The sequence below is a fragment of the Sphingobium fluminis genome, assembly GCF_037723805.1.
GTDB lineage: Bacteria > Pseudomonadota > Alphaproteobacteria > Sphingomonadales > Sphingomonadaceae > Sphingobium.
Genome location: NZ_JBBJUK010000001.1, coordinates 1146526 through 1172810 on the forward strand (window position 1 = coordinate 1146526; position 26285 = coordinate 1172810).

23 protein-coding genes and 1 tRNA gene are annotated in these 26285 nt (G+C 62.8%); 13 read left to right on the top strand and 11 right to left on the bottom strand.

Annotation, left to right across the window (positions count from 1 at the left end; translation table 11 throughout):
- The first annotated feature begins 34 nt into the window (after positions 1–34).
- From acnA to WG907_RS06010, 3 genes are all read left to right on the top strand, one after another.
- On the top strand, positions 35–2704 hold the full coding sequence (gene acnA / locus WG907_RS06000) for an aconitate hydratase AcnA (protein ID WP_340231743.1): 2670 nt from the start codon (positions 35–37) through the stop codon (positions 2702–2704).
- Positions 2705–2806: 102 nt separating this feature from the next.
- A complete protein-coding gene (locus WG907_RS06005; protein ID WP_340231745.1) occupies positions 2807–3052 on the top strand; it encodes a CBU_0592 family membrane protein in 246 nt (81 codons plus the stop codon).
- A gap of 100 nt (positions 3053–3152) precedes the next feature.
- Positions 3153–3854: a glutamine amidotransferase gene (locus WG907_RS06010; protein WP_340231746.1), complete on the top strand. Its 702-nt coding sequence runs from the start codon at positions 3153–3155 to the stop codon at positions 3852–3854.
- Between the two features lie 6 nt (positions 3855–3860).
- Here WG907_RS06010 and WG907_RS06015 read toward each other — a convergent pair whose 3' ends face one another.
- On the bottom strand, positions 3861–4517 hold the full coding sequence (locus WG907_RS06015) for a glutathione S-transferase (RefSeq protein WP_340231748.1): 657 nt from the start codon (positions 4515–4517) through the stop codon (positions 3861–3863).
- 123 nt (positions 4518–4640) lie between these two features.
- On the opposite strand from WG907_RS06015, the gene WG907_RS06020 reads away from it, so the two are divergent.
- The 9 genes from WG907_RS06020 (at position 4641) to WG907_RS06060 (ending at position 14898) form a co-directional block, all read left to right on the top strand.
- Positions 4641–5864: a polyhydroxyalkanoate depolymerase gene (locus WG907_RS06020; RefSeq protein WP_340231749.1), complete on the top strand. Its 1224-nt coding sequence runs from the start codon at positions 4641–4643 to the stop codon at positions 5862–5864.
- An 85-nt stretch (positions 5865–5949) separates the two neighbouring features.
- Entirely contained in the window at positions 5950–6384 is a 435-nt protein-coding gene (locus WG907_RS06025; RefSeq protein WP_340231750.1) for a CoA-binding protein, read from the top strand.
- A 39-nt stretch (positions 6385–6423) separates the two neighbouring features.
- Entirely contained in the window at positions 6424–8688 is a 2265-nt protein-coding gene (locus WG907_RS06030) for a molybdopterin cofactor-binding domain-containing protein (RefSeq protein ID WP_340231751.1), read from the top strand.
- 7 nt (positions 8689–8695) lie between these two features.
- Complete coding sequence (gene hemH, locus WG907_RS06035) at positions 8696–9661, top strand: ferrochelatase (RefSeq protein WP_340231752.1); 966 nt, start codon at positions 8696–8698, stop codon at positions 9659–9661.
- A gap of 36 nt (positions 9662–9697) precedes the next feature.
- A complete protein-coding gene (phbB, locus tag WG907_RS06040) occupies positions 9698–10420 on the top strand; it encodes an acetoacetyl-CoA reductase (RefSeq protein WP_340231754.1) in 723 nt (240 codons plus the stop codon).
- A complete protein-coding gene (locus tag WG907_RS06045; RefSeq protein ID WP_340231755.1) occupies positions 10420–10686 on the top strand; it encodes a ribbon-helix-helix domain-containing protein in 267 nt (88 codons plus the stop codon). The genes phbB and WG907_RS06045 overlap by 1 nt, the downstream gene beginning before the upstream one ends.
- An 81-nt stretch (positions 10687–10767) precedes the next feature.
- Positions 10768–13257, top strand: a complete 2490-nt coding sequence (locus tag WG907_RS06050; protein ID WP_340231756.1) for a TonB-dependent receptor — start codon at positions 10768–10770, stop codon at positions 13255–13257.
- A 177-nt stretch (positions 13258–13434) separates the two neighbouring features.
- Positions 13435–14196 (top strand): energy transducer TonB, encoded by a 762-nt coding sequence (locus tag WG907_RS06055; protein ID WP_340231758.1) that lies wholly within the window; start codon positions 13435–13437, stop codon positions 14194–14196.
- 18 nt (positions 14197–14214) lie between these two features.
- The gene (locus WG907_RS06060; RefSeq protein WP_340231759.1) at positions 14215–14898 is read left to right on the top strand and encodes a Fe2+-dependent dioxygenase; all 684 of its coding nucleotides are present in this window, start codon (positions 14215–14217) and stop codon (positions 14896–14898) included.
- A gap of 12 nt (positions 14899–14910) precedes the next feature.
- Here WG907_RS06060 and WG907_RS06065 read toward each other — a convergent pair whose 3' ends face one another.
- The 6 genes from WG907_RS06065 to WG907_RS06090 all read right to left on the bottom strand — a co-directional run bounded on the left by WG907_RS06065 (position 14911) and on the right by WG907_RS06090 (position 24322).
- Positions 14911–15783, bottom strand: a complete 873-nt coding sequence (locus WG907_RS06065) for an FAD:protein FMN transferase (protein ID WP_340231760.1) — start codon at positions 15781–15783, stop codon at positions 14911–14913.
- A gap of 107 nt (positions 15784–15890) precedes the next feature.
- A complete protein-coding gene (locus WG907_RS06070; RefSeq protein WP_340231761.1) occupies positions 15891–16814 on the bottom strand; it encodes a DUF4198 domain-containing protein in 924 nt (307 codons plus the stop codon).
- Positions 16815–16828: 14 nt separating this feature from the next.
- Entirely contained in the window at positions 16829–17362 is a 534-nt protein-coding gene (locus tag WG907_RS06075) for a DUF2271 domain-containing protein (RefSeq protein ID WP_340231763.1), read from the bottom strand.
- A 15-nt stretch (positions 17363–17377) separates the two neighbouring features.
- The gene (locus WG907_RS06080; protein WP_340231765.1) at positions 17378–18019 is read right to left on the bottom strand and encodes a PepSY-associated TM helix domain-containing protein; all 642 of its coding nucleotides are present in this window, start codon (positions 18017–18019) and stop codon (positions 17378–17380) included.
- A 105-nt stretch (positions 18020–18124) separates the two neighbouring features.
- Positions 18125–22801 (bottom strand): NAD-glutamate dehydrogenase, encoded by a 4677-nt coding sequence (locus tag WG907_RS06085; protein WP_340231767.1) that lies wholly within the window; start codon positions 22799–22801, stop codon positions 18125–18127.
- A gap of 240 nt (positions 22802–23041) precedes the next feature.
- Entirely contained in the window at positions 23042–24322 is a 1281-nt protein-coding gene (locus WG907_RS06090; RefSeq protein WP_340231768.1) for a PAS domain-containing protein, read from the bottom strand.
- A gap of 154 nt (positions 24323–24476) precedes the next feature.
- Here WG907_RS06090 and WG907_RS06095 point away from each other — a divergent pair.
- Positions 24477–24552 (top strand) — tRNA-Thr (locus tag WG907_RS06095).
- A gap of 345 nt (positions 24553–24897) precedes the next feature.
- Here the strand turns inward: WG907_RS06095 and WG907_RS06100 are convergent.
- From WG907_RS06100 to WG907_RS06115, 4 genes are all read right to left on the bottom strand, one after another.
- Positions 24898–25092: a hypothetical protein gene (locus WG907_RS06100; RefSeq protein ID WP_340231769.1), complete on the bottom strand. Its 195-nt coding sequence runs from the start codon at positions 25090–25092 to the stop codon at positions 24898–24900.
- Positions 25093–25240: 148 nt separating this feature from the next.
- Positions 25241–25375 carry a hypothetical protein gene (locus WG907_RS06105; RefSeq protein ID WP_340231771.1) on the bottom strand — a complete coding sequence of 45 codons (135 nt, stop codon included), beginning with the start codon at positions 25373–25375 and terminating at the stop codon, positions 25241–25243.
- Between the two features lie 5 nt (positions 25376–25380).
- Positions 25381–25938: a TonB-dependent receptor plug domain-containing protein gene (locus WG907_RS06110; RefSeq protein WP_340231773.1), complete on the bottom strand. Its 558-nt coding sequence runs from the start codon at positions 25936–25938 to the stop codon at positions 25381–25383.
- 142 nt (positions 25939–26080) lie between these two features.
- A partial coding sequence (locus WG907_RS06115; RefSeq protein ID WP_522012756.1) for a HupE/UreJ family protein occupies positions 26081–26285 on the bottom strand: 205 nt, incomplete at its 5' end.

Below are 26285 nucleotides of genomic sequence, written 5' to 3' on the forward strand. Positions count from 1 at the left end.
GCGGTCCGGGTTTATGCGAGGAGACGCACGACTTATGACCGCCATCGGACAGGACACTCTGGGTACACGCGACACGCTGGCTGTCGGAGGCAAGGACATTGCCTATTATTCGCTGAAGCGGGCTGCGGCAAAGCTCGGTGACGTGTCGAAGCTCCCATTCTCGATGAAGGTACTGCTCGAGAACCTGCTCCGCTTCGAGGACGGCGTGACCGTCACGGTCGAGGATATTCAGGCGATCGTCGATTGGCAGAAGGACAGGGGCAAGGCCGAGCGCGAAATTCAGTATCGCCCCGCGCGCGTTCTGTTGCAGGATTTCACTGGCGTTCCCTGCGTCGTCGACCTTGCCGCCATGCGCGACGCGATGAACGCGCTGGGCGCCGACGCCAGCAAGATCAACCCGCAGGTCCCCGTCCATCTCGTCATCGACCACTCGGTCATGGTCGACGAATTCGGCACGCCCAAGGCGTTCGAGCAGAATGTGGAAATCGAATATCAGCGCAATATGGAGCGCTACGACTTCCTGAAATGGGGCAGCAAGTCGCTGGCCAATTTCTACGCTGTGCCGCCCGGCACCGGCATCTGCCATCAGGTGAATCTGGAAAATATCGCCCAGGCCGTGTGGTCGAGCGAAGCGCCCGACGGCACCCTTGTCGCCTATCCAGACACCTGCGTCGGCACCGACAGCCACACCACGATGATTAACGGCCTGGGCGTCCTCGGCTGGGGCGTCGGTGGTATCGAGGCGGAAGCCGCGATGCTGGGCCAGCCCGTGTCCATGCTCATCCCCGAAGTCGTCGGTTTCAAGCTGATCGGCGAGATGAAGGAAGGCGTGACCGCGACCGACCTCGTGCTGACCGCCACGCAGATGCTGCGCGCCAAGGGCGTGGTAGGGCGTTTCGTGGAATATTTCGGCCCCGGACTCGCCTCGCTCAGCCTCGCGGATCGCGCGACACTCGCCAACATGGCGCCCGAATATGGCGCGACCTGCGGCTTCTTCGGCATCGATGACAAGACGCTTGACTATATGCGCCTGACCGGCCGTACCGAAGAGAATATCGCGCTGGTCGAAGCCTATGCCAAGGAGCAGGGTTTCTGGATCGATCCTGCCGTCGACCCGGTCTTCACCGACACGCTCGAGCTGGATCTTGCCACCGTAGTCCCCAGCCTCGCCGGTCCCAAGCGTCCGCAGGACCGCGTGTCGCTGCCCGAAGTCGATGATGTGTTCAACGCTGACATGGCGAACGTCTATAAGAAGGCGCAGACGCGCGTTCCGGTGGAGGGTGAAGATTTCGACATTGGCGATGGCGACGTCACCATCGCCGCGATCACCAGCTGCACCAACACGTCGAACCCCGGCGTTCTGGTGGCCGCCGGCCTCGTCGCCAAGAAGGCGAACGAACTGGGTCTGAGGCCCAAGCCCTGGGTCAAGACCTCGCTCGCCCCCGGTTCGCAGGTCGTCACCGACTATCTGGTGCGCGCCGGCCTTCAATCGCATCTCGACGCGGTCGGCTTCAACCTGGTCGGCTATGGCTGCACCACCTGCATCGGCAATAGCGGCCCGCTGGCCCCCGCGATCAGCGCTGCGATCAACGAGAACGGTCTGGTCGCCGCGGCCGTCATTTCTGGCAACCGCAACTTCGAAGGCCGTGTGTCGCCCGACGTGCGCGCGAACTTCCTGGCCTCGCCGCCGCTGGTGGTGGCTTACGCCCTCAAGGGCACGGTGATCGAGGATTTTATCACCACTCCGATCGGCGTCAGCACGGCGGGTAATGACGTGTATCTCAAGGACATCTGGCCGACCAATCTTGAAGTCGCCACGACCATGGCCGGCTGCATGGACCGCGCGATGTTCCAGGCGCGCTACGCCAATGTCTATAAGGGCGATGCGCACTGGCAGGCGATCGACGTGACGGGATCTGACACCTATAGCTGGCGCGCCGGGTCCACCTACGTCGCCAATCCGCCCTATTTTGAGGGGCTGAGCATGACCCCGGCCCCTGTCCACGACATCATCGAGGCGAAGCCGCTGGCGATCTTCGGTGATTCCATCACCACCGATCACATCTCGCCGGCCGGCTCGATCAAGGCCAGCAGCCCCGCCGGCAAATGGCTGAGCGAGCATCAGGTCGCCCAGGCCGATTTCAACAGCTACGGCGCGCGTCGCGGCCATCATGAGGTCATGATGCGCGGCACCTTCGCCAATATCCGCATCAAGAATCTGATGCTGGATGGCGTTGAAGGCGGCATGACGAGCTATGAAGGCGAGGTCCTGCCGATCTACGACGCGGCGATGAAGCACAAGGCGGACGGTACGCCCCTGGTCGTCATCGGCGGCAAGGAATATGGCACCGGATCGTCGCGCGACTGGGCGGCCAAGGGCACGAACCTGCTGGGCGTCCGCTCGGTCATCGTCGAAAGCTTCGAGCGTATTCACCGGTCGAATCTCGTCGGGATGGGTGTGCTGCCGCTCCAGTTCAAGAATGGCGAGAATAAGGACTCGCACGGCCTGACGGGTGACGAGACCTTCACGATCCAGAATGTCGCGGGTTTGAAGCCGCGTCAGGATGTGGACGTGATCGTCAAGCGGGCGGACGGCTCGACCTTCACCTTCACTGCAATGTGCCGGATCGATACGATCAACGAGCTGGAATATTTCCTGAACGGGGGCATCCTGCAATATGTGCTGCGCAAGCTCGCCGCCTGATCATTGGCCGGCCTGACATAGGTTTGAAGGGCTCTCTCAGAAAGGAGGGAGCCCTTTGTTTTTTCAGATTGGCCGCGCACCGAGGGCCTGACGGGGGCGTGCATGCCAATATCCTTGTTCATTGAAATTGCCGGCTGGATTGGCGCGATATTGGTGCTGGGCGCCTATATTCTGGTCTCTATAACGCGGGTATCGGGCAGTTCGGCCGCATTCCAGTGGATGAACGCCGTCGGCGCCGCCCTTTTCGTGCTCAACACATGGTGGCACGGCGCGATACCGTCGATGGTGCTCAACATCATCTGGAGCGCGATCGGCTTTGCGGCGCTGTGGCGGATGAGGCGCGCCTGAGGCGCGGTTCGCGCCGGGCTGGCGAATAGCGAAAATTTCAGGCGCTCAAGAAGGCCATGGGTGGTCCCCTTGCGCGCAATCCCTTAGGACTGGCGCGACAATGAAACAGGCACTCATCGTTCGCCATGTGCCGCGCGAAGGCGCGGCGGGCTATCTCCAGCCGATCGAGGCGGCAGGCTATGCGATCGACCGCATCGACGTGGGCGATCCGGCCTTTGCCGGCGTCGACCTGTGCTCGCCCGACCTGCTCATCATGATGGGTGGGCCGATGGGCGTTTACGAACAGGACCTCCACCCCTGGATACCGATCCAGATCGCGAAACTTGCCGACCGGCTGGAACGGGACCGGCCGACGCTGGGCGTCTGCCTGGGCAGCCAGATGATCGCGGCGGCGCTCGGCGCGCCGGTCTACCCTGGCGGGCGCATGGAGCTGGGTTTCGCGCCGGTGGCGTTGAACGCGGACGGGGCGGCTTCGCCGTTGCGCCACCTGGACGGGGTACCATTGTTGCACTGGCATAGTGACACGTTCGACCTGCCACCGGGCACCGAATTGCTCGCATCGAGCGACGTCTATGCGCATCAGGCGTTCCGGCGAGGCCGGAATATACTGGCCTTGCAATTCCACGCGGAGATGGGCGAGGACCCGCGCTTCGACGACTGGCTGACCCATTTCTGGGCCGATCTCGACGATGCGCGGCAGTGCGGGATTGCGCTGCGGCGCGACCATGATGTCCATGGGCCGGGCGCCGTGGCGGCAGGGCGGGCGATGGTGGGCGAGTGGCTCGCGGGGATTAGAGGCTAGCCCCGATCAGAACTCGATCTCGAGCTCTTCCATGTCATCGGGTTCGGCACGCGCGTCCTCGATCCATTCGCGCATCAGGTCCCAACTGTTGATGGTGTCGCAATAGGCGACCGCCTTGGGCGAAAGCTTGACCGCATAGGTGATGAAGCGTTGTGCCACGGGTGCGAACATGGCGTCCGCCACGGTCGGCTCCGCGCCGAACAGCCAGGGGCCGCCATAGCTGTCGATACATTCGGCCCAGATCGTCTCAATCCGCTCGATATCGGCCTTGGCACCGGAGAAGATCGGGAATTTCTCGTGCCGCACCTTCAGGTTCATCGGCAGTGCGGAACGGAGGTTGGAAAAGCCCGAATGGATTTCGCCCGACACCGAACGGCAATGCGCGCGCGCAATCCGGTCAGCGGGGAACATCGCGACATTGGGATAGAGTTCATGGAGATATTCGGCAATCGCAAGCGTGTCCCACACGCTTGCCCCCTCATGGGTCAGGCGCGGTACCAGCACGGAAGGCGATAATAGCAGTAGTTCGGCGCGGTTTTCGGGATCGTCCAGCGCGATCGTCTTTTCCACCACCTTGAGGCCAGCAAGCCGGCACAGCAGCCAGCCCCGGAGTGACCAGGAGGAATAATTTTTGCTAGAGAGGGTCAGTTCCGCGACCGCCATGATAATTGTTTCCTTTCCGAATCCATTTTTTTATTCATGATGCAGTGCAACATGAAAACCATGTATAGCGTTGACACAAGATTGAATCGGTAACTAGGCTGGAAAAAAGGGTCTTCTGACATCATGCGCATGCTCTACAGCGGTTACCAGGTTTTCACCGACATGCTCGCGCCCGCGCGCTTTGCGGCGCAGGTCGCGTTGGGAATGAGGGACAATATCGGACCCGTCGCGGACTGGGCGATGCCGCGCCGGATGTTTGCGTTGATGGATGTATTCCAGGGGGCGAGACTGACTCACAGTCGCCCGGCCTATGACATCGGGCAAGTGCGCAGCGGCAATGCCATGGTCGCCGTGCGGGAAGAAATCGTGTTCGACCTGCCGTTCGGCAACCTGCTGCATTTTGCAAAGGACGATGTCGAAACCGCCCAGCCCCGCGTGCTGATCGTGGCTCCCCTGTCGGGCCATTTCGCGACTTTGCTCCGCAGCACGGTCGAAACCATGCTGCGCGATCATGACGTCTATATTACCGACTGGAAGAACGCGCGCGACGTGCCGCTGAGCGACGGGCAGTTCGGTTTCGACGATTATGTCGATTATACGATGCAATTTTTCCAGCAGTTGGGCCCCGGTGCGCATCTGTTGTCGGTGTGCCAGCCCTGCGTCCCGGCGCTGGCTGCCGTCGCCTTGATGTCGGAGGATAACGACCCGGCAACGCCTCGGTCGATGACCCTGATGGGCGGGCCGATCGATACCCGCGCGGCGCCGACGGTCGTCAACGAACTGGCGAACGAGAAGTCGATCGAATGGTTCGAAGATACGCTGATCACGCAGGTGCCGTTCCGCTACGCCGGGCGCGGGCGTCAGGTTTATCCGGGGTTTCTCCAGCTGGCGGCCTTCATGTCGATGAATATGGAGCGGCATGGTGCGCAGCATCGGGAATTATACCAGCTGCTTGCCGACGGCCACGAGATCGAGGCGAACCGGATCAAGGATTTCTACGCCGAATATTTCGCGGTGCTCGACATGTCCGCCGAATTCTACCTGGAAACAGTCGATCGCGTATTCCAACGTACGCTGCTGGCCAAGGGCGAACTGGACTATCGCGGGCGCAGGGTCAATCCGGGCGCGATTCGCAAAACGGCCTTGCTGACCGTCGAAGGCGAACGGGACGATGTCTGCGCCGTGGGTCAGACCGCCGCCGCGCATGGGCTCTGCTCCAGCCTGCGGCCGCATCTGAAGCGCCACCACCTCCAGCCGGGGGTGGGCCATTATGGGGTATTTTCGGGCAGCAAATGGGAAAAGCAGGTTTATCCGCAGGTCCGCAATATGATCCTGGCGATGAACTGAAAGGCGTGGCGCGGCTACGTTCGTACGGAACGCATTGCTCACCCCCGCGTCCTTCCATCTCGCACAGGCTTAGAAGGACATCGCCATGCCGCTCACTGCCTCGCAAGATATTGCCGATCTGCTGAACGAAACCCGCACGATCGCGCTCGTGGGTATTTCCGACCGGCCCGATCGCCCGAGCTTCGGCGTCATGCGGACGCTCCAAAATCATGGTTATCGCGTCCTGCCCGTCAATCCACAGATTGCGGGCGAGCATGTGCATGGCGAATTCGTCTGGGCCAGCCTTGCCGATATCGGCGTCCCGATCGACCTCGTGGACATATTCCGCAACAGCGCCGCAGCCGGGCAGGCCGTGGACGAAGCCATCGCCGCCGGCGCAAAGGCGGTGTGGATGCAACTGGGGGTCGTCAATGGAGAGGCGGCATCCCGCGCCGAAGCCGCGGGCCTTAAAGTAGTTATGGATCATTGCCCCGCTATCGAGATCCGCCGGCTCGGACTGGCGCCGGTCGCTGCCGATTAACCCTTTGCACGCGGCCGGCCCTGCCCCTATCAGTCGCGCATGGGGCGCAGTTCGCGGAAGCAGGCAAAAAGGGGTGGCGTCGACCGTCGGACCCTGCTGGTGGGTGGCGGCGCGGCGGCGGGGCTGTTGCTCGCCTGGGCCGCCTGGCCGCGCTCCTACCGGCCCAACCTCAACGTCGGGCCGACCGAAACGGTCTTCGACGCCTTCCTCAAGATCGATAGTGCGGGCGAGATCATCGTCATCGTGCCCCAGACCGAAACGGGGCAGGGGATTACGACCATCCTGCCACAGATTCTGGCCGACGAGCTGGGTGCGGACTGGCGCTCTGTCGCGGTGCAGAGTGCGCCGGTCAGCCCGCTCTACGCCAACACCCTGCTTGCGCGTGAGTGGCTGGCGAGCGACTGGACGCGTGTCGCGGGCGGTTTAGGGGATTGGGCGCTCGATCAATATGCGACCCGGCAATCGCTGATGCTCACGGGCGGGGGCACATCCGTCCCGATGTTCCGCACGGCCTATCGCGATGCGGGCGCTGCGGCCCGGGTGCTGCTGTGCAAGGCGGCAGCCGCGCGGTGGGGTGTGCCGTGGGAAAGCTGCGATATCGTGGACGGCGTCATCCGCGACGGGGCTAAGCGGACGTTCAAACTGGGCGAGGTCGCCGCTGGGGCGGCGGGGTTCGATCTGCCGGACATCTTGCCTTACCGGCAAGGGCTGGACGGGCGGCTGGCGGGCGAGGATCTGCCCCGGCTCGATTCGCCTTCGAAGATCGACGGCAGTCATAATTTTGCCGCCGATATCCGTCTGCCCGGCATGGTCTTCGCCTCGATCCGGCAGGGCCCGATCGGCGATGCCACGCTGGCGAGCGTCGACGAAAAGGCGGCGAGGTCGGTAGCGGGCTTCATCCGGCTGGTGCGCAATGAACGCTGGCTGGCCGCCATCGGCTCAAACTGGTGGGCGGCCAACAAGGCGCTGGACCTTGCCGATCCGGTGTTCGCTGTGCGGGGAAAACCGGTGGACAGCGAAGGAATCGACGCCGCGCTGGAAGCCGCTTTTGCAGGTTCGGCGGGACGGCGACTCTACGCGCAGGGGGATTTGCTTCCGGTGTTTGAGGGCGCGACCATCCTCGCGAGCGAATATCAGGTCGATGCCGGACTGCATCTGGCGCCGGAGCCAATGAGCGCCACCGCGCGCGTGACGGATGCAAGCGTGGAAGTGTGGATGGCGACCCAGGCCCCCGGACTGGCCCGCACCGCGATCGCCGCCGCGCTTGGCCTCTCCGACGCTGCGGTCACGCTCTATCCTCTCCACGCCGGCGGCTCCTTCGGGCGTAAGATGGATGTCGAGGTTGGCGCACAGGCGGCGCTGCTAGCTCGCGAGATCGGGCAGCCGGTGCAACTGCTGTGGTCGCGGCTGGAGGATGTTATCCAGGACCGGCCAAGCACGCCCGCCCATGCGCGCATGGCGGCAAAGCTCGGGCGCAAGGGCGCGATCGAGGGCTGGCTGGCCAAGGTCGCCGCGCCCTGCGCGATGACACAGACTTGGGCGCGCGTCGCGCATGGAGCATCGCCGCGCGCTGCGGCGGCGGCCGCTTCGGACGTGGCGAGCCGCTTAGCCGTGTCGGGCATGGCACCGCCCTATGCCATCCCCAATTATGCGGTGGATCATTATCCAGTCGATATAGGCCTGCCGCTCGGCTTCTCGCGCGGCAATGCGGATATGTACGGCGCATTCTTCACCGAATGCTTCATGGATGAACTCGCCAACCTAGCCGGAATCGACGCCATGTCGTTCCGCATCCAGATGCTGGGCGGCAATCCGCGCCTGGCCCACTGCCTGTCGACCGCCGCGGCCATGGGAGGCTGGCAGGGCGGTATCGCGGGCAGCGGGCAGGGTATCGCCGCTCACATGATGCATGGCGTATATGGCGCGGTGATGATCGAGGCCGGAATGGCCGGTGGGCGATTGAGCGTCGGGCGGATCGTTGCCGCAGTGGATTGCGGCGACCAGATCAATCCCGACATCGCCCGGCAGCAGATCGAGAGTGGCCTTGTCTACGGCCTGGCCGCCGCGATGGGCGCGTCTGTCCCTTATGAGCGGGGCCTGCCGACGCGAGCCATGCTCGGGCGCATGGGGCTGCCGCGTCTCGGTGATGTTGGCGAGATGACCGTCGAATTGATCCGCAGCACCGCCAGTCCGGGGAGCGGTGGCGAAATCGCCGCAGTGTTGGTTGCTCCCGCCATCGCCAACGCGCTGCACACCGTCACGGGTCAACGTTTTCGCAGCTTGCCGCTGCTCTCGCAGGATTGATTGCGCCATGAGCAAAGTCGGTATTCTCCTCATCAATCTCGGCACGCCCGATGCGCCCGACGCCGGGTCCGTCCGTCGCTATCTGCGCGAATTTCTGTCTGATCCCCGCGTCGTCGAAATCCCGCAATTGATCTGGCAACCGATCCTTCGCGGGGCGATCCTGCCTACCCGACCGCGCAAGTCGGCGCACGCCTATGCGCAGGTGTGGACGGACGAGGGGTCGCCGCTCGCCGTCTTCACACGCGCAGCGGCCGAAGCATTACAGGCGCGGATGGGGCAGGAGCTTATCATCGACTGGGCGATGCGTTACGGCAATCCGTCGATAGCCAGCCGCATCGATGCCATGATGGCGAGGGGATGCGACCGTATCCTCGTTGCGCCGCTATATCCGCAATATTGCGCGGCGACGACGGCGACGGCGCTGGATGCCGTATTCGCGGCTCTCCAGCAACGGCGCGTGCAGCCCGCGATCCGCACCCTGCCGCCCTATTTCGACGACCCGGCCTATATCGAGGCGCTGCGCGCGTCTACTCAGCGCCAACTCGACACCCTCGATTTCGCGCCGGACCTTCTTCTCGCCAGCTTTCACGGCATGCCCGAACGGACGCGTATATTAGGCGATCCCTATTACGATCAGGCGCAGGAGACGGCGCGGCTATTATCGATCGCGCTTGATCGGGAAGTCCGCGTGACGTTCCAATCGCGCTTCGGGCGCGCAAAATGGCTGGAGCCTGCGACCGACATAGTGCTCAAGCAAATGCCCGCGCGAGGCGTGCAGAAAATAGTCGTGCTGACGCCGGGATTCGCAGCGGATTGCCTCGAAACGCTGGAAGAAATCGCAATCCGGGGCAAGCAAGATTTTATTGCTGCCGGAGGGCAGTTTTTCGCCCATTTTAGTTGTTTGAACGGCTCTGAGGAGGCTATCAATCTGTATCAGATTCTTAACCGCCGAGAACTGGCCGGGTGGATATGATGGAGAGTGTGACTGAGTGACATAGGAGAGGCTGATATGACCAAAGTAGCTGTCGTTACGGGTGGAACGCGCGGTATTGGGAAGGCGATCAGTCTGGCATTGCAGGATATGGGATACACGGTCGCGGCAAACTATGCCGGCGACGAGAAGAAGGCGCAGGCCTTCTCGCAGGAAAGCGGCATCGCGACCTTCAAATGGGATGTGGGCGATCACCAGGCCTGCCTTGACGGTTGCGCGCAAGTCGCCGAAGCGCTCGGGCCGGTTGATATAGTCGTCAACAATGCGGGGATCACGCGCGACGGCGTGCTGGCCAAGATGAGCTTCGACGACTGGAACGACGTCATGCGCATCAATCTGGGTGGTTGTTTCAACATGTCAAAGGCGACGTTCGGCGGCATGCGGGAGCGCGGCTGGGGGCGCATCGTCAACATAGGTTCGGTGAACGGACAGGCGGGTCAATATGGCCAGGTCAACTATGCCGCCGCAAAATCCGGTATCCACGGCTTTACCAAGGCATTGGCGCAGGAAGGCGCGAAGTTCGGCATTACCGTCAACGCCATTGCGCCAGGCTATATCGATACGGACATGGTCGCTGCGGTGCCTGCGCCGGTGCTGGAGAAGATCGTCGCCAAAATCCCGGTCGGGCGGCTGGGAGATGCCTGCGAAATCGCGCGCGGCGTGGCCTTTTTCTGTAGCGACGCGGCCGGCTTCGTGACCGGCAGCACTTTGTCGATCAATGGCGGGCAGCACATGTATTGATGGAAAGGGGCGACGACCGCACCGGGGCGCCGCCACCTTTCGCGCCGCCGGTCAAGCGCAGCGTCACTATCGCCGGGCATCAGACAGCAATCAGCCTTGAGCCGATTTTCTGGGACGCGTTGCGTGCTGCCGCGGCCGAGCGCGGGCTGCCGATAAACGCCTTGGTCGCGAACATCGATCTCGCCCGAATGGCCGCGCCTGCCCCTCCCAATTTGGCGAGCGCCATTCGTTGCTGGCTGTTCGACCACATTTTTCGCGCGCCGTAATAAGAATGTTTTGCAATAGCGTTTGACTCTGAGAACTGTTCGCAATAGCAGGCGCCCCAGCAACGAAGGGGATCTTGCCACATGTCCAAATCGAACAGCCATTCATCTTTTCTGGCCTTGGGCTGCGTCAGCATGCTCGCGATGGGTGCCGCCGCCCACGCGCAAACCGATGCGCCGGCGCAGAAGCTTGGCGGGATGACCGTCACCGACACCGCGATCGACGAATCGCCGGTGAAGGTCGAAAAGGTACAGTCGCCCAAATATGTGCGCCCGCTGCTCGACACGCCGCAGACGATCACCGTCATTGGCAATCAGACCATCTCCAAACAGAATCTGCTGACCTTGCGCGACGTCTTGTCCACCGTTCCCGGCATCACCTTTGGCGCGGGCGAAGGCGGCGGCGGCTATGGCGATAGCATCAACCTGCGCGGCTATAGCGCGAACAACGACATCACCGTCGATGGCGTGCGCGACAGCGCGCAATATACCCGCTCCGACACGTTCAATCTGGAACAGATCGAAGTGTTTAACGGCGCCAATGGCGCGGTTTCGGGTGCCGGATCGGTCGGCGGTAACATCAACCTTGCAACGAAGCTGCCCAAGGCCGAGGACCTTAGCGTCATCAATGCGGGCGTCGGCACGGACGGCTATTATCGCGCCACGATCGACGCCAACAAGCGGGTCAACGACTTTATGGCGTTCCGGCTGAACGGCATGTTCCACCGCAACGACGTGCCGGGTCGCGATTATGAGAAATTCAAGCGCTGGGGCATCGCGCCGTCGCTGACGCTGGGCATCGATTCCCCGACGCGCCTGACCTTTGCCTATCTGCATCAGGAAGATGACAATATCCCGCAATATGGCGTGCCCTTTTACGCCGTCGCCGGGGGGGTGCCGCAGGGCTTCGACCGCAAAGGCTATTATGGACTGCGCGGCGTGGACAGCCAGAAGATCAACCTCGATTCCCTCACCGCGATCTTCGATCATGATTTCAGCGACAAGGTGTCGATCCGCAACCTGACCCGCTGGCAGGACGTTCGCCAGACCACGATCGCCACCGCGCCGCAGGGGACATTCTGCCTCGCTTCGGGGCGGACGCCGACGGGCACCGCGTGCACCACGGCAACAGCGGCAGCCTCGGCAGGCACCGCAACCGCTTTCGCCTCGCCCGCGGCTGTCGCGATACCTGTCCCGACCGGTTCCTATCTGCTGACGGGACCGCAGGGCAATGTCCGCGACACCCGCAACCAGCTCGCCTATAACCAGCTCGACCTCAAGGCGACGTTCAACACCGGCGGGATCGAACATTCGCTCGTCCTGGGCGCGTCGGCGACCTGGGAGAAGTTCGATCTTGTCGGCGGCGGCGTGCTGCGCAACGCGGATGGCACCAATCCCTATGATCGTTCGACCGTGGCGCGCCGCCTGCCGTTCGGCAATATTGCCGATCCGGCCAGCGCCAATGTCTATACCGGACCCTATAATTTCACCCAGACATCCTACACAGTCGGCGAGCAGACCAACTATGCCGCCTATCTGTTCGATGCGGTCAAGCTGACCGACTGGATCGAGCTGAACGGCGGCGTTCGCTACGAGAAGAATGAAGGCCGTAGCCGGACCGATGCGGTCGCCCCCTTCAACGGCATATTGTCGCAGGGCGCCGCTTATCAGCGTGGCGATCATCTGGTCGGCAAGACGTTCCGCAACAAGGATAATTTGTTTTCCTACCGGATCGGCGTGGTCGTAAAGCCCGCCCCCAACGCCAGCATCTACGCCGCGTTCGGCAACAGCAAGACGCCGTCCAAGGCCTCCGTCAACGGTGCCTGCACCGATGCCAACTGCGTCGTGAAGCCAGAAGGCGCGAAAAATTACGAGATCGGCGGTAAGTGGGATCTGGTCGATAACCGCCTCCAGCTCACCGCCGCCTTCTTCCGCAACGAGCGCACCAATTATCGTGTATCGCCGTTCGAACCGGGGCTTCCCGACATTCAGGTGCTCGATGGCCGCTCGCGGGTCGACGGCATCGCCTTGGGCGCGACCGGCAACATCACGAAAAACTGGACGATCTTCTCCAACTTCACCTATCTCAAGAGCAAGGTCATCCAGAGCGTATCCGACTATTGCCTGGCCAATCCCGGCCTGCAACCGTCGGCGACGCCGGGCGGTGCGTTCACAAACCCGTGCGGCAATTCGGTCGCCGTCCCCGATCCGCAGGCCGGCAACGAGTTGAACAACACGCCGAAATATTCGGGCAGCCTGTTCACCACCTACCAGCTGCCGTTCGGGCTTCAGGTTGGTTACGGCTTTACCTATCAGGGGTCGTTCGCGCTCAACAACAGCGCATTGACCGCCGCCACGCCGGTGCCGTCTTCAACCCTGACGCCCATCTTTCGGTCGAAAGATTATCTGACTCACCGCGCCTTCCTGTCCTACGCCTTCAACAACGGGCTGACGGCGCAGGTGAACGTTCAGAACTTCACCAACGAAAAATACTATACGCGCATTCGTAACAATGGCTGGGCGACGCCAGGTGAAGCACGATCGGCCACGCTGACGCTTGCCTACAGCTTCTGATCTGACCTTCCCCCGGCATTCGTCCCTTGCCGGGGGTACGAACGGGCGGCGGGGCCTCCTCCTCGGACCGCCGCCCGTTCGACCAATATGCGGCTACGCATGTGTGCAATTGATTCGCATTAGGGTGTGAGCTATGAGCGAGCACCCGACGCTGATGTCGGAGGGGTTCGCGGCAATATGCTCAGAGTAGCTGACAGGTATGAAGAGCATGGCGGTGTGCCCGACTTGGGCACCGATGCGCTGGCTGCCGAGCCGCTTTCGATCTCGATCCCTGCACCGTCGCCGCTTAGCAGCGATCGCTATAGGGCGCATCGCTCCGTCAGCCTGCCAGGCATCATTCTGGTCGTCGCGATCCACGCCATTCTGATTTTCGCTCTCATCCATGTGCGCAGCCATTATGTCCGGCACAAGGAAGAGAAGCTCACTGTTGTTAACCTGACGCCTCCTCCTGCTCCTCCACCACCCGCTGCTGAAGCGCCGCCCCCGCCGGCCCGGCCGGACGTGGTCGCGCCACCGCCGATCGTGCGCACCCCGGTGGCGCAACCACCGCAGATACAGACGACATCCGAGCCTTCGCCCGTTTCGATGCCTGTCTCCGTCGCCAAGCCCGCGCCTCCGGTGCCCGCTCCGAGCGCGCCGGCTGCGCCCAGCACGGTGCAGGGCGGCGACATTTCCGCACAGATGGTGTCAGGCAAGCCGCCCCGCTATCCCGTCGAAAGCCGGCGCAAGCGTGAGCAGGGCACGGTTCTTTTGTCGCTGGTCGTCGGGCTGGACGGACGTGTCGCCACCATCTCGATCGCGCAAAGCAGCGGATTTTCGCGCCTGGACGATGCGGCGAGAGACGCGGTGCGCGGCTGGCGCTGGTCGCCGATCATGCGGGACGGCCATCCCGTGATGGTGAAGGGGGTCGTCGAAATTCCTTTCGTCATCAAAAACTGAGGCGGCCCCGGCCAGACCATGCTCATCGCCATTCCCGACCTGCTCGACGCGACCGAAGTCGCAGCCATCCGTCAGTCGATCGACGCCGCCGAATGGGTCGACGGCAATGTGACATCCGGCCCACAGTCGGCACTCGCCAAGCGCAACCTGCAATTGCCCGAGGATAGCGACGCGGCGCGGCAGGCGCAGCAGATCGTCTTCGGCGCGGTGGGCAAGAATCCGCTGTTCATCGCCGCCGCCCTGCCGCAGCGCATCTTCCCGCCGCTGTTCAACAGCTATGCCGGCGGGCAGGCGTTCGGGACTCATGTCGACAACGCCATCCGCATCCAGAAGGGTACGACATTCCGGGTGCGGTCAGACCTGTCGATGACCGTATTTCTGGAAGACCCGGACGCTTATGACGGCGGAGAACTGACTGTGGAAACCAGTTTCGGGGTGCAGCAGGTCAAGCTGCCTGCCGGTCATGCCGTGCTTTACCCCTCATCCAGTTTGCATCGCGTCGAACCAGTGACGCGCGGGCGGCGGGTCGCGAGTTTTTTCTGGATTCAGTCGATGGTGCGCGACGATGCCGCGCGCCAGACGCTGTTCGACCTCGACAGCAGTATTCAAGCGCTCGCGTCGGAAGTGGGGCAGGACCATGCGGCGGTCATCCGCCTGACCGGGGTCTACCATAACCTGTTGCGCCGCTGGGCCGACGCCTGACGGATCAGGGCGTTAATCGAGCATCGCCGCCAGCGCCGGCGTCATATATTCCTGGCCCTTGTCGCCCTGCCGACGGATCAGCCGCACGGCGAGGCCTTCTCGAGTTGCCAGTGCCATCCCCCGATCATGGCCCATGACCATGATCGCCGTTGCCCATGCATCGGCCAGCATCGCGCTTTCGTGCAGCACCGTAACCGAGGCGACGTCGTTGGCGACCGGAGCGCCGCTCGCCGGATCGATGCTGTGCGACAGGCGCACGCCATCTTCCATGGCGAAGCGGCGATAATCGCCCGATGTCGCGACGGACAGGCCGCACAAGGCGATCCGCAGCGCAGGCAGGGAGAGACCGGGCGGGGTTTCCACATCGACCCACCACGGCTGTAAATCAGGCTTTACGCCAGCGCCGCGCAACTCGCCGCCAATTTCGATCAGGAAATGTTGGACGCCAAGGTCCAGCAGCGCCCTTGCCACAGCGTCCACCGCAAAGCCCTTGGCGATGCCGGAGAGGTCGAGTTGCACGTCGCTTCGCCGCCTGGCCCGGCCCGGCTCGACATCAATAGATCGCCACGGTGCGGACGACGGATGCAATGCTGGCTCGCCTCGCGCGCCGGGCGGGCCAAAGCCCCATGTTCCGATCATCCTGCCGATCGCGGGATCGAATGCGCCTTCCGACATTCGGGCGACGTCCAGCCCGGCGCGCAGCACACATAACAGGTTATCGGGCAGCGTGACCCACGCTCCGACCGGTGCCCCGTTGAAGCGGCTGACGTCCGACCCCGCTTCCCAATTGCTCATCTCGCCTATGACGTGCGCGAGGATGGAATGGATCACGCCCGCGCAATGAGGGGGGGCATCGACGATGCGGGCCGACCAGGTGGTTCCCATGGTCGGCCCGGACAGGTCCAGGATCGGCCCGGGCCTCTCGGCCCCATCGAACTGATCGGGCGAAAGGCTTGGGGGAATCGCAATCCGGATGCCGTGGGGTTGCCGGCTCAGGGGGCCAGCACTTCCAGTGTAGTGACATAGCTCGCGCGGCGCTGCGGGGGGCCGGACGGGGCGGGGCGGGGGGCACCATCGCCGCCCTGGCCAGCGCCGGGCGCGCGCGGGGCCTGACCGCCGGGCCCGCCCATGCCTTGGCCGCCACCGGGCCCGCCACCTTCGCCGCCTTCTCGGCCACCGCCGATGCTGGCGTTCAGCCAGTACATGCCGGGCGTCGGCCATGTGATCGAAACCTTGCCGTCCTTGTCGGCGACGAGGTCCATCTGTCCCAGCGAGTCGCGATAGCGGATGCCGCCGGGGATGACGGTGAGCTTGAGGCCAGCCGCCGGCTTGCCATCGAGCAGGAATTGGAACGCTGCGGCCTCACCGGCCACCAGATCGTCGGGGTGGGTGACGGGCACCAGTTCGATGCCGCTACCCGTGGATTTGAAAACCGTGGTGGTAGGCGCGCCCAGCGTGATGAAAATCTCGTTCCGATTGGATGCTTCGGCCGTCTGGACGTTCGTAGCGCCGGCCGGAATGGCCGCCGCCAGCGAGTCCTTGGTGGTGCCGCGCGGCAGGCGCTTGACCTCACCGTTCAGCGTGTAACTTCCCATGATCCCGGTCGATGCCGACGCGATGCGATAGGTGCCCGGCTTGGTGAGGTGAACGTCGAAGGTCGATCGAAAGCGGCCCTTGCCGATATTTTCGATCTTGCCGACCGCGCCGTCCGGTTCGGTGACGACGATATTGTCCGTGTTCATCGGATTATGCTCGAAATAGAACAAATCGTTGGAAACGGCGGCGTCCACGGTAACCCAGGCGTCGGTGCCCGAGAGGGTAGTGGAGGATGGCAGCATCCATTGCCGGTGGGCCTGTGCCGCGCATGAAAGGCATAGTGCGCCCAGCGCCGCTGCGATCAGATATTTCGCTTTCATGAAATTATCCCCTGTTATTTGCCGAAGCTGAGGCTGACCGCCCCCAATTCACTGCTGCCCTGCGCCTTCACCACGGCACGCGGTTTGGGCGGCCAGGCGAAGGGCAGGCGAAGCAGTTCGCGTCCGCCCACTTCGCGCGCCGCTTCCACGACCAGCGTATAATTGCCCGGCGTCAACGCGCCGAGCGGCCCCTTGCCGGTGGCGAAGCTGATCTTCTGGTCGCCGGGGGCGCGGGTGGCGCCGGTGACGCCATCGGCGGGAAACGTCATGGTCCGCCCGGAGGCGCGCCACCACTGGCGCACATCGCGTAGCCATTTCGTGCCTTCGCCCTTGGCCTTGTCGAAATCATACCAGACCGTCAGCGTGCGTGGAGCCGCGCCCTCTTTTTCGACCCATATCGCGACATAGGGGCGATGATATTCGGCCACCGTAAGGCGTGGTATGGCGAGGCTGACGTTCAGCGTTTCGGCGATCGCGGGCGTCGCGAGAGCGCTCAACGTGCCGAAGGCGGCGCCGCCTGTCAGGACAAGTCTGTGGCTGATCGGCATGAAGCTGGTTTCCCCTTAATGGATGAACACGAGGGCGAGGACCGCCGGAATGGCAAGGCCGAGCGCGACCAGTGGCCAGGTGCTCGGCCGCTTGGCGGCGTGCAACTGAAGCAACAGCAGGCCGGTCAGTGCGAAAAGGAAGCAGGCGGCGGCGAAGATATCGATGAACCATTGCCAGACGCCGCCGGTGTTGCGACCCTTGTGCAGGTCATTGAGATAGCTGATCCAACCCCGGCTGGTCGCCTCGCTCGTGACTTCGCCACTGCGCCGGTCGATGGAGACCCAGCCATCTCCCCCTGGCCGGGGAAGCGCCAGATAGACGTCGTCCGCCGACCATTCGGCGATGCCGCTGCCGCGCTGACCGATCGTTTTTTCGACCCACTGCCCAACCGGGACGGGAAATGGCTTCTTGGCGTCGGGCGCGTCATCGGGCGCGATCAGCTTGAGCAAAGGCGCGGGCAAGGTGGCGGACTTCGATACCGTTTGCGGCGCCCCTTCCAGATCCGCCGCATGATTGAGCGTGATACCGGTGAAAGCAAACAGTAGCAAGCCGATGAGGCTGAAGGCCGAACTGATCCAGTGCCAGCTATGCAATTGCTTAAGCCAGAAGCTGCGGATCTTTTTCTTTTTCGGCTTGGCGGCGACCGGAGCGTGCATCGGGTGGGGGCATTCCTAAGATTGGGCCTCCGAATAACGCGAACGACTCGCAATTGCAAACCGACCTTCGCTGAAATTTGTATCAATATGTATGATGACGTCCGATTACCGCCCCAGCAGACCGCGCGCCTGGCCTGCGATTTCGGCCAGCATCGCGACATTCGGTGTAGCCACGGCCTTGGCGCGTTGGACGAGCGATCGAAACTGCCGAATGCGCGGCTGCTTTTCTTCCAGCCATTTATCTACATACGAGCTAATATTCTTCCCGCCGCCGCTTCCCCCGCCCTGGGCGAGAAATTCGAGCCGCACCTGCTGCATATCGCGAGCCACGCCTGAAATCAGCAGCCGCTCCCACGGATCGCTGGGCGTCATGCGAGCGGCCGCAGATTGCACCCAATCAATGCCAACGGCCTCGCCCAGATGCGTGAAGGCGCGGGTCAGCGCGACCTCGTCGACCTTCAACCGTCTGGCCAGCATCGCGATGCCGACCGCACCGTCGAGCTTGAAGAGGCCGGCTGCGCGATGGACAAGGGCCTCGGGCGCACCGAGCGCCAGGAGGCGGTCGGTGACTGCGGCGGTCCGGCGAACCGCCTCGCCGGTGAGGAGGCTATCCACCTCTGCGGCGAGCTTTGTCACGCCTTGCGCCAGCCTGGAATAGCCAGTTTCGGGTAGAGTACCGGCGGGCAAGCTGCGCAAAATATCGGCGATCTGCGCGCGCATCCCGCCGGCGATGTCGTTGAACAGCGCAAGCCGCGCAGCTTCGGACATGTCCGCGTCATCGATGTCCGACCACAGGCTGCCGATATCGTAAAGCCGCTCGGCGATCAGGAATGCGTTGGCAAGGTCCGCGAGCGAGCAGCCTTCTTCCTCCGCCAGTTCGAATGGGTGAATAAGGCCGAGGCGGTTGACGATGCGGTTGGCTACCTTGGTGGCGATAATCTGTCCGCGTAGCTGGTGCGCGGCGATTGCGTCCGCCTCCTTCTCCTGCATCGCGCGGGGGAAGGCGGCGGCGAGTTCGCCGCCAAGGCTGGGATCGCTCGCAAGCGCGCCATGTTCGATTGCGTCCTGCAAGGCGAGTTTTGCCGTCGAGAGGAGGACGGCGAGTTCCGGGCGGGTGAGCCCCTGTCCATCCTGGCCTCGCCTCAACAACTGGTCGTTGGCCGCGAGCCCCTCGACCCTGCGGTCTAGCCGCCCTTCGTCTTCCAGCGTTTCGATCAAGCGCACATAGCTGGCCAGATCGGCGGCGCCGCCCGTTTCGGCGATGGAGAGGCCAAGCGCCTGAAGCCGGTTATCCTCAAGCACGAGCTCCGCCACGGCGTCGGTCATATCGATCAGCAGGCGATTGCGCGCCTCGAAGCTCAGCCGGCCTTCCGCCATCTCCTTATTCAGCGCGATCTTGATATTGACCTCATTGTCCGAACAGTCGACCCCAGCCGAATTATCGATGAAGTCGGTGTTGATGCGCCCGCCATGCAGGGCGAAGGCGATGCGGGCCGCCTGCGTCACGCCCAGATTGGCGCCTTCGCCCACGACGCGCACGCGCAACTGCTCTGCGTCGACGCGCAGCCGGTCATTGGCAGGGTCGCCCACCTCGCCATGGCTTTGCGCAGCGGCTTTGACATAGGTGCCTATGCCGCCGAACCACAGCAGGTCGGCGGGACTTTTGAGGATTGCCGCAACGAGCGCGGCGGGCTCCATCGCCTTGTCGGTAACGCCCAGCATCGCCTGCATCTGCGAAGTCAGAGGGATGCTCTTGAGCGCGCGCGAGAACACGCCGCCGCCTGCGGAAATCAGGCGCTTGTCATAATCGTCCCAACTCGATCGCGGCAGGGCGAACAAGCGCGCGCGTTCTTCCCAGCTGATCGCTGGATCGGGATTGGGATCAAGGAAGATATGGCGATGGTCGAACGCCGCGATGAGCCGGATCGCCTTGCTGAGCAACATGCCATTGCCGAACACGTCGCCCGACATGTCGCCGCAACCGACGACGCTGACAGGCTCGCTTTGAATATCCGTGCCCAGTTCCGCGAAATGTCGCCGAACGCTGATCCAGGCACCCTTTGCGGTAATGCCCATCGCCTTGTGGTCATAGCCGTGAGAACCTCCACTGGCGAAGGCGTCGCCCAGCCAGAAGTCGCGCTCCAGCGCGATGGCGTTGGCGATGTCGCTGAAACTTGCCGTGCCCTTGTCGGCGGCGACCACGAAATAGGGATCGTCGCCATCGTGGATGACCACTTGCGGCGGATGCGTCACCACGTCCTTGACCAGATTGTCGGTTACCGACAGCAGCGCGCGGATGAAGATGCGATAGCTTTCGGTGCCTTCGGCCATCCACGCGTCGCGATCTGTCAGCGGGTTGGGCAGTTGCTTGGGATAGAAGCCGCCTTTGGCGCCGGTCGGCACGATGACGGCGTTCTTGACGCGCTGCGCCTTCATCAGGCCCAATATCTCGGTGCGGAAATCGTCGCGGCGGTCCGACCAGCGCAGACCGCCACGCGCCACCGGCCCGGCACGCAGGTGGATGCCCTCGACGCGGGGCGAATAAATCCAGATTTCCCGCCAAGGGAGGGGGGCAGGAAGGCCCGGGATCAGCGCGCTGTCCAGCTTGAACGCCAGCGCTTCCACGGCCGCGGCGCTGAAGAAATTGGTGCGTAACGTGGCGGTGATGACGGCCCGAAGCAACCGCAGCACGCGGTCTTCGTCGATCGCTGTGACGTTTTCGAGGCCGGCGTCGATCGCTGCCTGCGCCTGTTCCAGACGCGCCTGCGCATCATGCCGCGCGCGCGGATCGTGCAGTGCTTCGAACAGGGAAACCAACTGGCGGGCAAGATCCTGTTCGTGGCGCAGCGTATCGGCAAAGGTCGCCATGCCATAGGCCATGCCGGTCTGGCGCAGGTAACGGAACAGCGCGCGGAACAGCACGGCCGATCGGGGCGCCAGCCCCGCGGTCACGATCAGTTCGTTGAAGCGATCATTTTCGGCAACGCCTTCCAGCACCTGGGCGATCGCCTCGGTCACGATATCCGCGCGAGCGATCACGTCGGCCGCGTCGCCACCCTCCGGCAATTCCAGCACGAACCGCTGAACATGCCCCAAGGTGCCGCCGTCCACCGGAGTGGTCATCTCGTCGATGATGCGAAAGCCGAAATTCTCGAACGCAGGCACGGCGTCCGACAGCGCAACGACATCATTGCTGTAGAGCTTGAGGCGCAGGCGTTCAGGGCTATCGTCGTCGTTGCGATAGATGCGGATGGATTTATCGCCTGGGCCGGACAGGCCGTGCAGCCGGCGGATATCCACCGCCGCTTCCGCAGGGCCAGCGCCGTTACGATAGGCCATCGGGAACCCGGGCGCAAATCGCTGAGCGAGCGCGGCGGCGCGGCCGCCCTCCTCGGTTTGCGCCAGCGCTTCTTCGACGGACGGGAGCCACCCACGCACCATTTGCTTCAATTGTCGGTCCAGCGCCGCGTCGTCCGGCACGATACCGCCTTCGCGCAGGTCAAGCGTGATGCGCAAGAGCGCAAGCCCGCCTTCTTCGAGCGCAATCGACCAGCTGAGCACATGACCATGGGCGGCGTCAGCCAGCATCTCCTGCACCGCCACGCGGCGAGCGGTGCTGAGTTCATCGCGCGGTAGCCATACGAATGCGTAAAGATGTCGCGCCAACGCGCTGGTGGCGAGCGCGAGCTTGGGACGGGGCCGATCGGTCAGCGACATGAACGTCAGCGCGAGCCGTTCGAGCGTTTCCCGGTCGAAACCGATCAATATGTCATGGGGCAGGGCGGTCAGTGCGTGGGCCAGCGTCTTGCCGGCATGGCCCCCCGCGTCGAAGCCGAACTTGTCCATCAGCGATGACAGCGCGGAACGCAGCAGCGGCACTTTGTCCGGCGTCGCGGCGAGGCCTGCGCTGGTCCACATGCCGGCATGGACCGACAGGGCCGTCACTTGTTTGCCCTCGCGCACCGGAACGATGATGAGGTCGATGAGGACGTGGCGATGGACCCGCGAGATCAGGTTCGATTTGAGGATCAGCGGGGTGCGCCTGCCCTCTTCGAACCAGCTGAAGGCGGCCTCGATCGACGCCGGGGCCAGCAGCGCCTTTCGATCCAGCGTGCAGATACCGAGGCGATGGTCGGTCTTGCCCCCACGCGCGTGGCGCTCATGGCCGATCTGGGTGAAGTGCCGCGCCAGGAACCAGCGAAGCAGCGCGGCACCTTCCTCGTCCGGAACGGCGTCCGCGTCCGCCGCCATGGCTTCACGCATCCGGGGCCATTCCGCCACAGCGGCGCGGACATCGGCCAGGGTGTGGCGCAGCGATGATTCAAGTGCGCGCCGTGCCTTGGCGTCGACGCGATCAGCCTCGATATAGACGACCGATTCCCGGCGGGCACCGGGCGCATCATCATCCAATATCGCAGTGAGCGTGCCGTCAGTGTCGCGAGCCACGGAAAGGACCGGGTGGAGCAGCCGGTAGATGGTGATGTCCATCGCCGCCAGCGCATTGCCGATCGAGTCGACCAGGAACGGCATATCGTCATTGATCACCGCGATCCGCATAAATCGGCCAGTCGCGCCCTCACCCCACGTTTCGATGGCGATTGCCGGGTGGCCCGGGCTGCGTGTGGAAGCCGCGCCGGCGATGAAAGCGGCGGCGGTGGTTGCCGCTTCGGCATCGAATCCCTCGCTCTCGCCGGGCAGCGCACCTTGCGACAAGGCCGCTACCAGTGCCTTGCCAACGTATTGATCCATCTTGATCGTCTGGGTGTTAGTCAGGGCCGTCATGCGCCTACCTTTTCAGGGCGGACGAGCCCGCCATCTAGGAGCCAAATAGACGCCGGATTGCCATCCATATGTCTTTCCGGCCTGAGGCCTATATGCGCGTGCGCCCGCCACGGCTCAACCGAAAGTCGAAATATAGTTTCGCCATTTTGTAATAATGATGCGATGCACAATGAACGGCGTCATCGCGCGCCCGGCTATCGCCATGACTGTCTCAAGTCCGCTGCGATCAGATGGCCGCCGTCAGCGGGCGGCTGCAGACATCACGCGCTGCCCCAGATCCGACCCTTCGGGCAGGGTAGCGACGATGGCGAGAGAGCCATCGGCTTCCCGCCGTGCGACGACGACTGCCAGGCCATCCTGATCGGTCGTTATCGCCAGCGGATCGAGTGCTGCGGCCGCCTTCATGGCGATACGTGCGTCGCGCTTTCTATCGGTCTTTGGGAGCGCTTCAGCGCGGCGCGTGGCGCGCGCGTCGCGCACCAGCGCCTTTAGGCCACCGGGATAGTTGCCGAGATAATCGCCCAGACTGCCGGTGGTCAGGCCCGCCGCCCAGCCATGGTCCAGCGCGGTCGCATATTCGGTGATCCGCGTCTTGTCGTAGCTCGCACCAAAGACAAGTTTGACGATAGCGGTCATCGGACTTCGCGCCTGCACTTTGATTCCGGCGTCGCGCAACAGCGCCGCATAATCCTGCGGCGCATTGTCAGTCAGAAGCGCGAAATCATAGGCCAGGCCGATGGCGCGGTAGAGCGCCGAATGGCTGCGTGTTTCAGAGGTGCACGCCAGTTCGGCTCCGTCCCGGGCGAGCGCGAGCAATCCGATCAAGGACGTATCGCCGGTCGATTCGGTCGGACGGTTGAAATCGACGGAGGGATGGGTCAATGCCGGCTCGGTCATATGGCCATCGGTCCAGACCGACGTTACAGCCCGTACGGAGGGCGCGCTTCGTAATGCCGCATCGACTTCGCGTTCAAGCGCGTCGATCTGGTCGCGTCCGGCCAATTCCTTCCAGTTGATGACTCCGAAGACGAAATCGATGGAATCATCGTCCGAGGAGAAGGGCATCAATATCCCGCGATACAGGATTTCCGCACCACGCTGATTGATGAACTCGGCTTCGAACCCGATCGGCGCTGCATTGGCGAGAATCTGGAGATAATGATCGGTGAGGCGCGACAGCAATGAGCGGGCGGGCACATCTTTGATATGGGTTATGACGCCCTCGATCTCGCATTCCCGGCGCAGATCGGTGCCGAGATAGACGATTGCGGGGTTATCCGTGCCTGCCGTAAAGTCGAGTAATACGCTGCGCGGTCCAAAATCCTCCATTTGGTCTGGGGAAAGATCCTCAATCGACGGCAATGTCCGGTCACCGAGCAGCGAGGCCCAATAGCTGTAAGCGCGAACCTGCAGGCGGCGCTCGTCCGTCACGACGGCAGGCGGGCTCTCGATTGCCGCGTCATCGGCATAATCGAAATCGTCCTGATCATTGGCGGCATCATGCCCCCGCAGAGTGTCCATCGGGTTGTCCTCGAAACTGGAAAGCTTTCCTTGCGGAACCACATTGGCATGCGATGGTAAATATGATGTAAAGAGCCGAAGGGGGCGGGTTGGGTCACGACGGTGAATTGCCCGCTTGTCCTGGCGCCAATGCGCTGTTATCTGGCCCCCGGACGCCGCTTTAGCTCAGTTGGTAGAGCATCGCATTCGTAATGCGGGGGTCACAGGTTCGAGTCCTGTAAGCGGCACCAGTTTCATAACGAAACCTATATCACTGGCAATCGATCACCTGATGGTCAGAGACAGTCCCCAACGGACGTCTCGTCGCTAGCGACGATCCCCTGATATCCAAAAAAAGCCAAATTAATTTCCCCGGGATGTCCGTGGGGTATTGGTGAAATTCACCCTCGTAGAGGGAATAGACAGATTTTATAGTAATTCTGTCCACCCCCACGTCATTTCAAATCTAAATATAGGGTCTACCCTCAATACGTCACGTCATGAGAACAATAACAGAACAATCAGCCTACCGTCAGTCCGTGCTTTCGTTCGTCGACATTCGTCGGTTTACGTGTCCCTTTGCTGTGACATTGACGTTAAAGCAGGGGATCGGTGGGGTCGGGGGTCTGACCGGTCGATACCAGAAGATCGACATGTACGAAGCCAGGAAGTGCTTTAGTCACTTCATGAACCTTCTGAATCGTCAGGTTTATGGAAAAGCCAGCGTCAGACACGGTAAACGGATCAACGTCCTCCCGGTGATCGAAGGTGGGAACCTGACCCGCGTCCATTACCATCTGGTTCTTTATTGTCCCCGACCGGAACTGGAATTGGAATACCCCCTATGATCCGAGACTGCTGGTCCCGGACCCTGTTATCCAAAGCGAGCGCCGACGAGAATGCCGCGCTGAAGATCGCTCCTGATATCAAAGCGGATTTTCAGCGTGCACGATAGCCTGTAAAGCCGAAATTCCAGCCATGATCGGGCGTGCCTTGAGAATATTTGACCAGCGCATTGGTCTTCTGCAGATCCTCGTCGAGCGTCCAGGGTCCGTTGGACAGCGTGCCATCCAACGCGACTAGCAGGTCTCCTTTCCCACGGTGGCGTTCCCAGCGGCGAGCGCGCGATAATAGCCATAGCTGCCCGTGGTCGCCTCGACGATCGGTCTTTGAAGCCTGTCCATCGTCTTGAACATCACCGTGCCGGCCGCCGAAAAGTCGCCGACATCGGCAAAATAGGGGCCTTTGCGATAATCGATCCGTTCGATCAGTTCCGGGATCAGGAAGTTGAGATCGAGATAGCCCTGCCCATGGCCGTGGCTGCGCATATTGATCGGTACGCCGTCCACGAACGCGGCGAAATCGGTGCCATGATCCAGATTGAAGCCGCGCAGGAAATATTGGTTCGCCTTGCCGGTGCCGCTATGCTGGGTGGCGATTACACCGGGCACATTTTCGACCAGTTCGCCGACGCGGGACAATGGCTTGTCCTCGAAATCACGATAGCCAACGACGCCTTGCGATCCGGAGATCGCAGAGCCGATCTGGGGAAGGGAACGGCCGTAGACGATGATGTCATGATCGTCGTCCCGCACCTGATCCTGTGCCGCAGCCAGGGGAGAAGCGGCCAGAATCATGATCCCGGCGAGTGTCGAAATATGACGACCCAGGATAGGGCGCCTTTGGGATGGCTTCATCGATCGCATGCTCCGGGAGTTCGTTTCCTCTGCGCGGCGCGTGTCGGCGCGCGGCTTGTCATTCTTGCGCGATCCTGCAGGATCAGCCGAACAGCGCGACCGTGCGCTCGGCCAGCCAGTAGGAGGCGAGCGTTCCGACGAGCGCCGCGCTGGCATGGCGCGCGATGACCGGCGCATAGGCCCGCAGACGCAGATACGCCGAGGCTTTGCGCAGGATCAGGTACAGCGCGATCGCGGCGATCACGAAGATCAACTGGCCGATCTCGACGCCCAGGTTGAAGAACAGC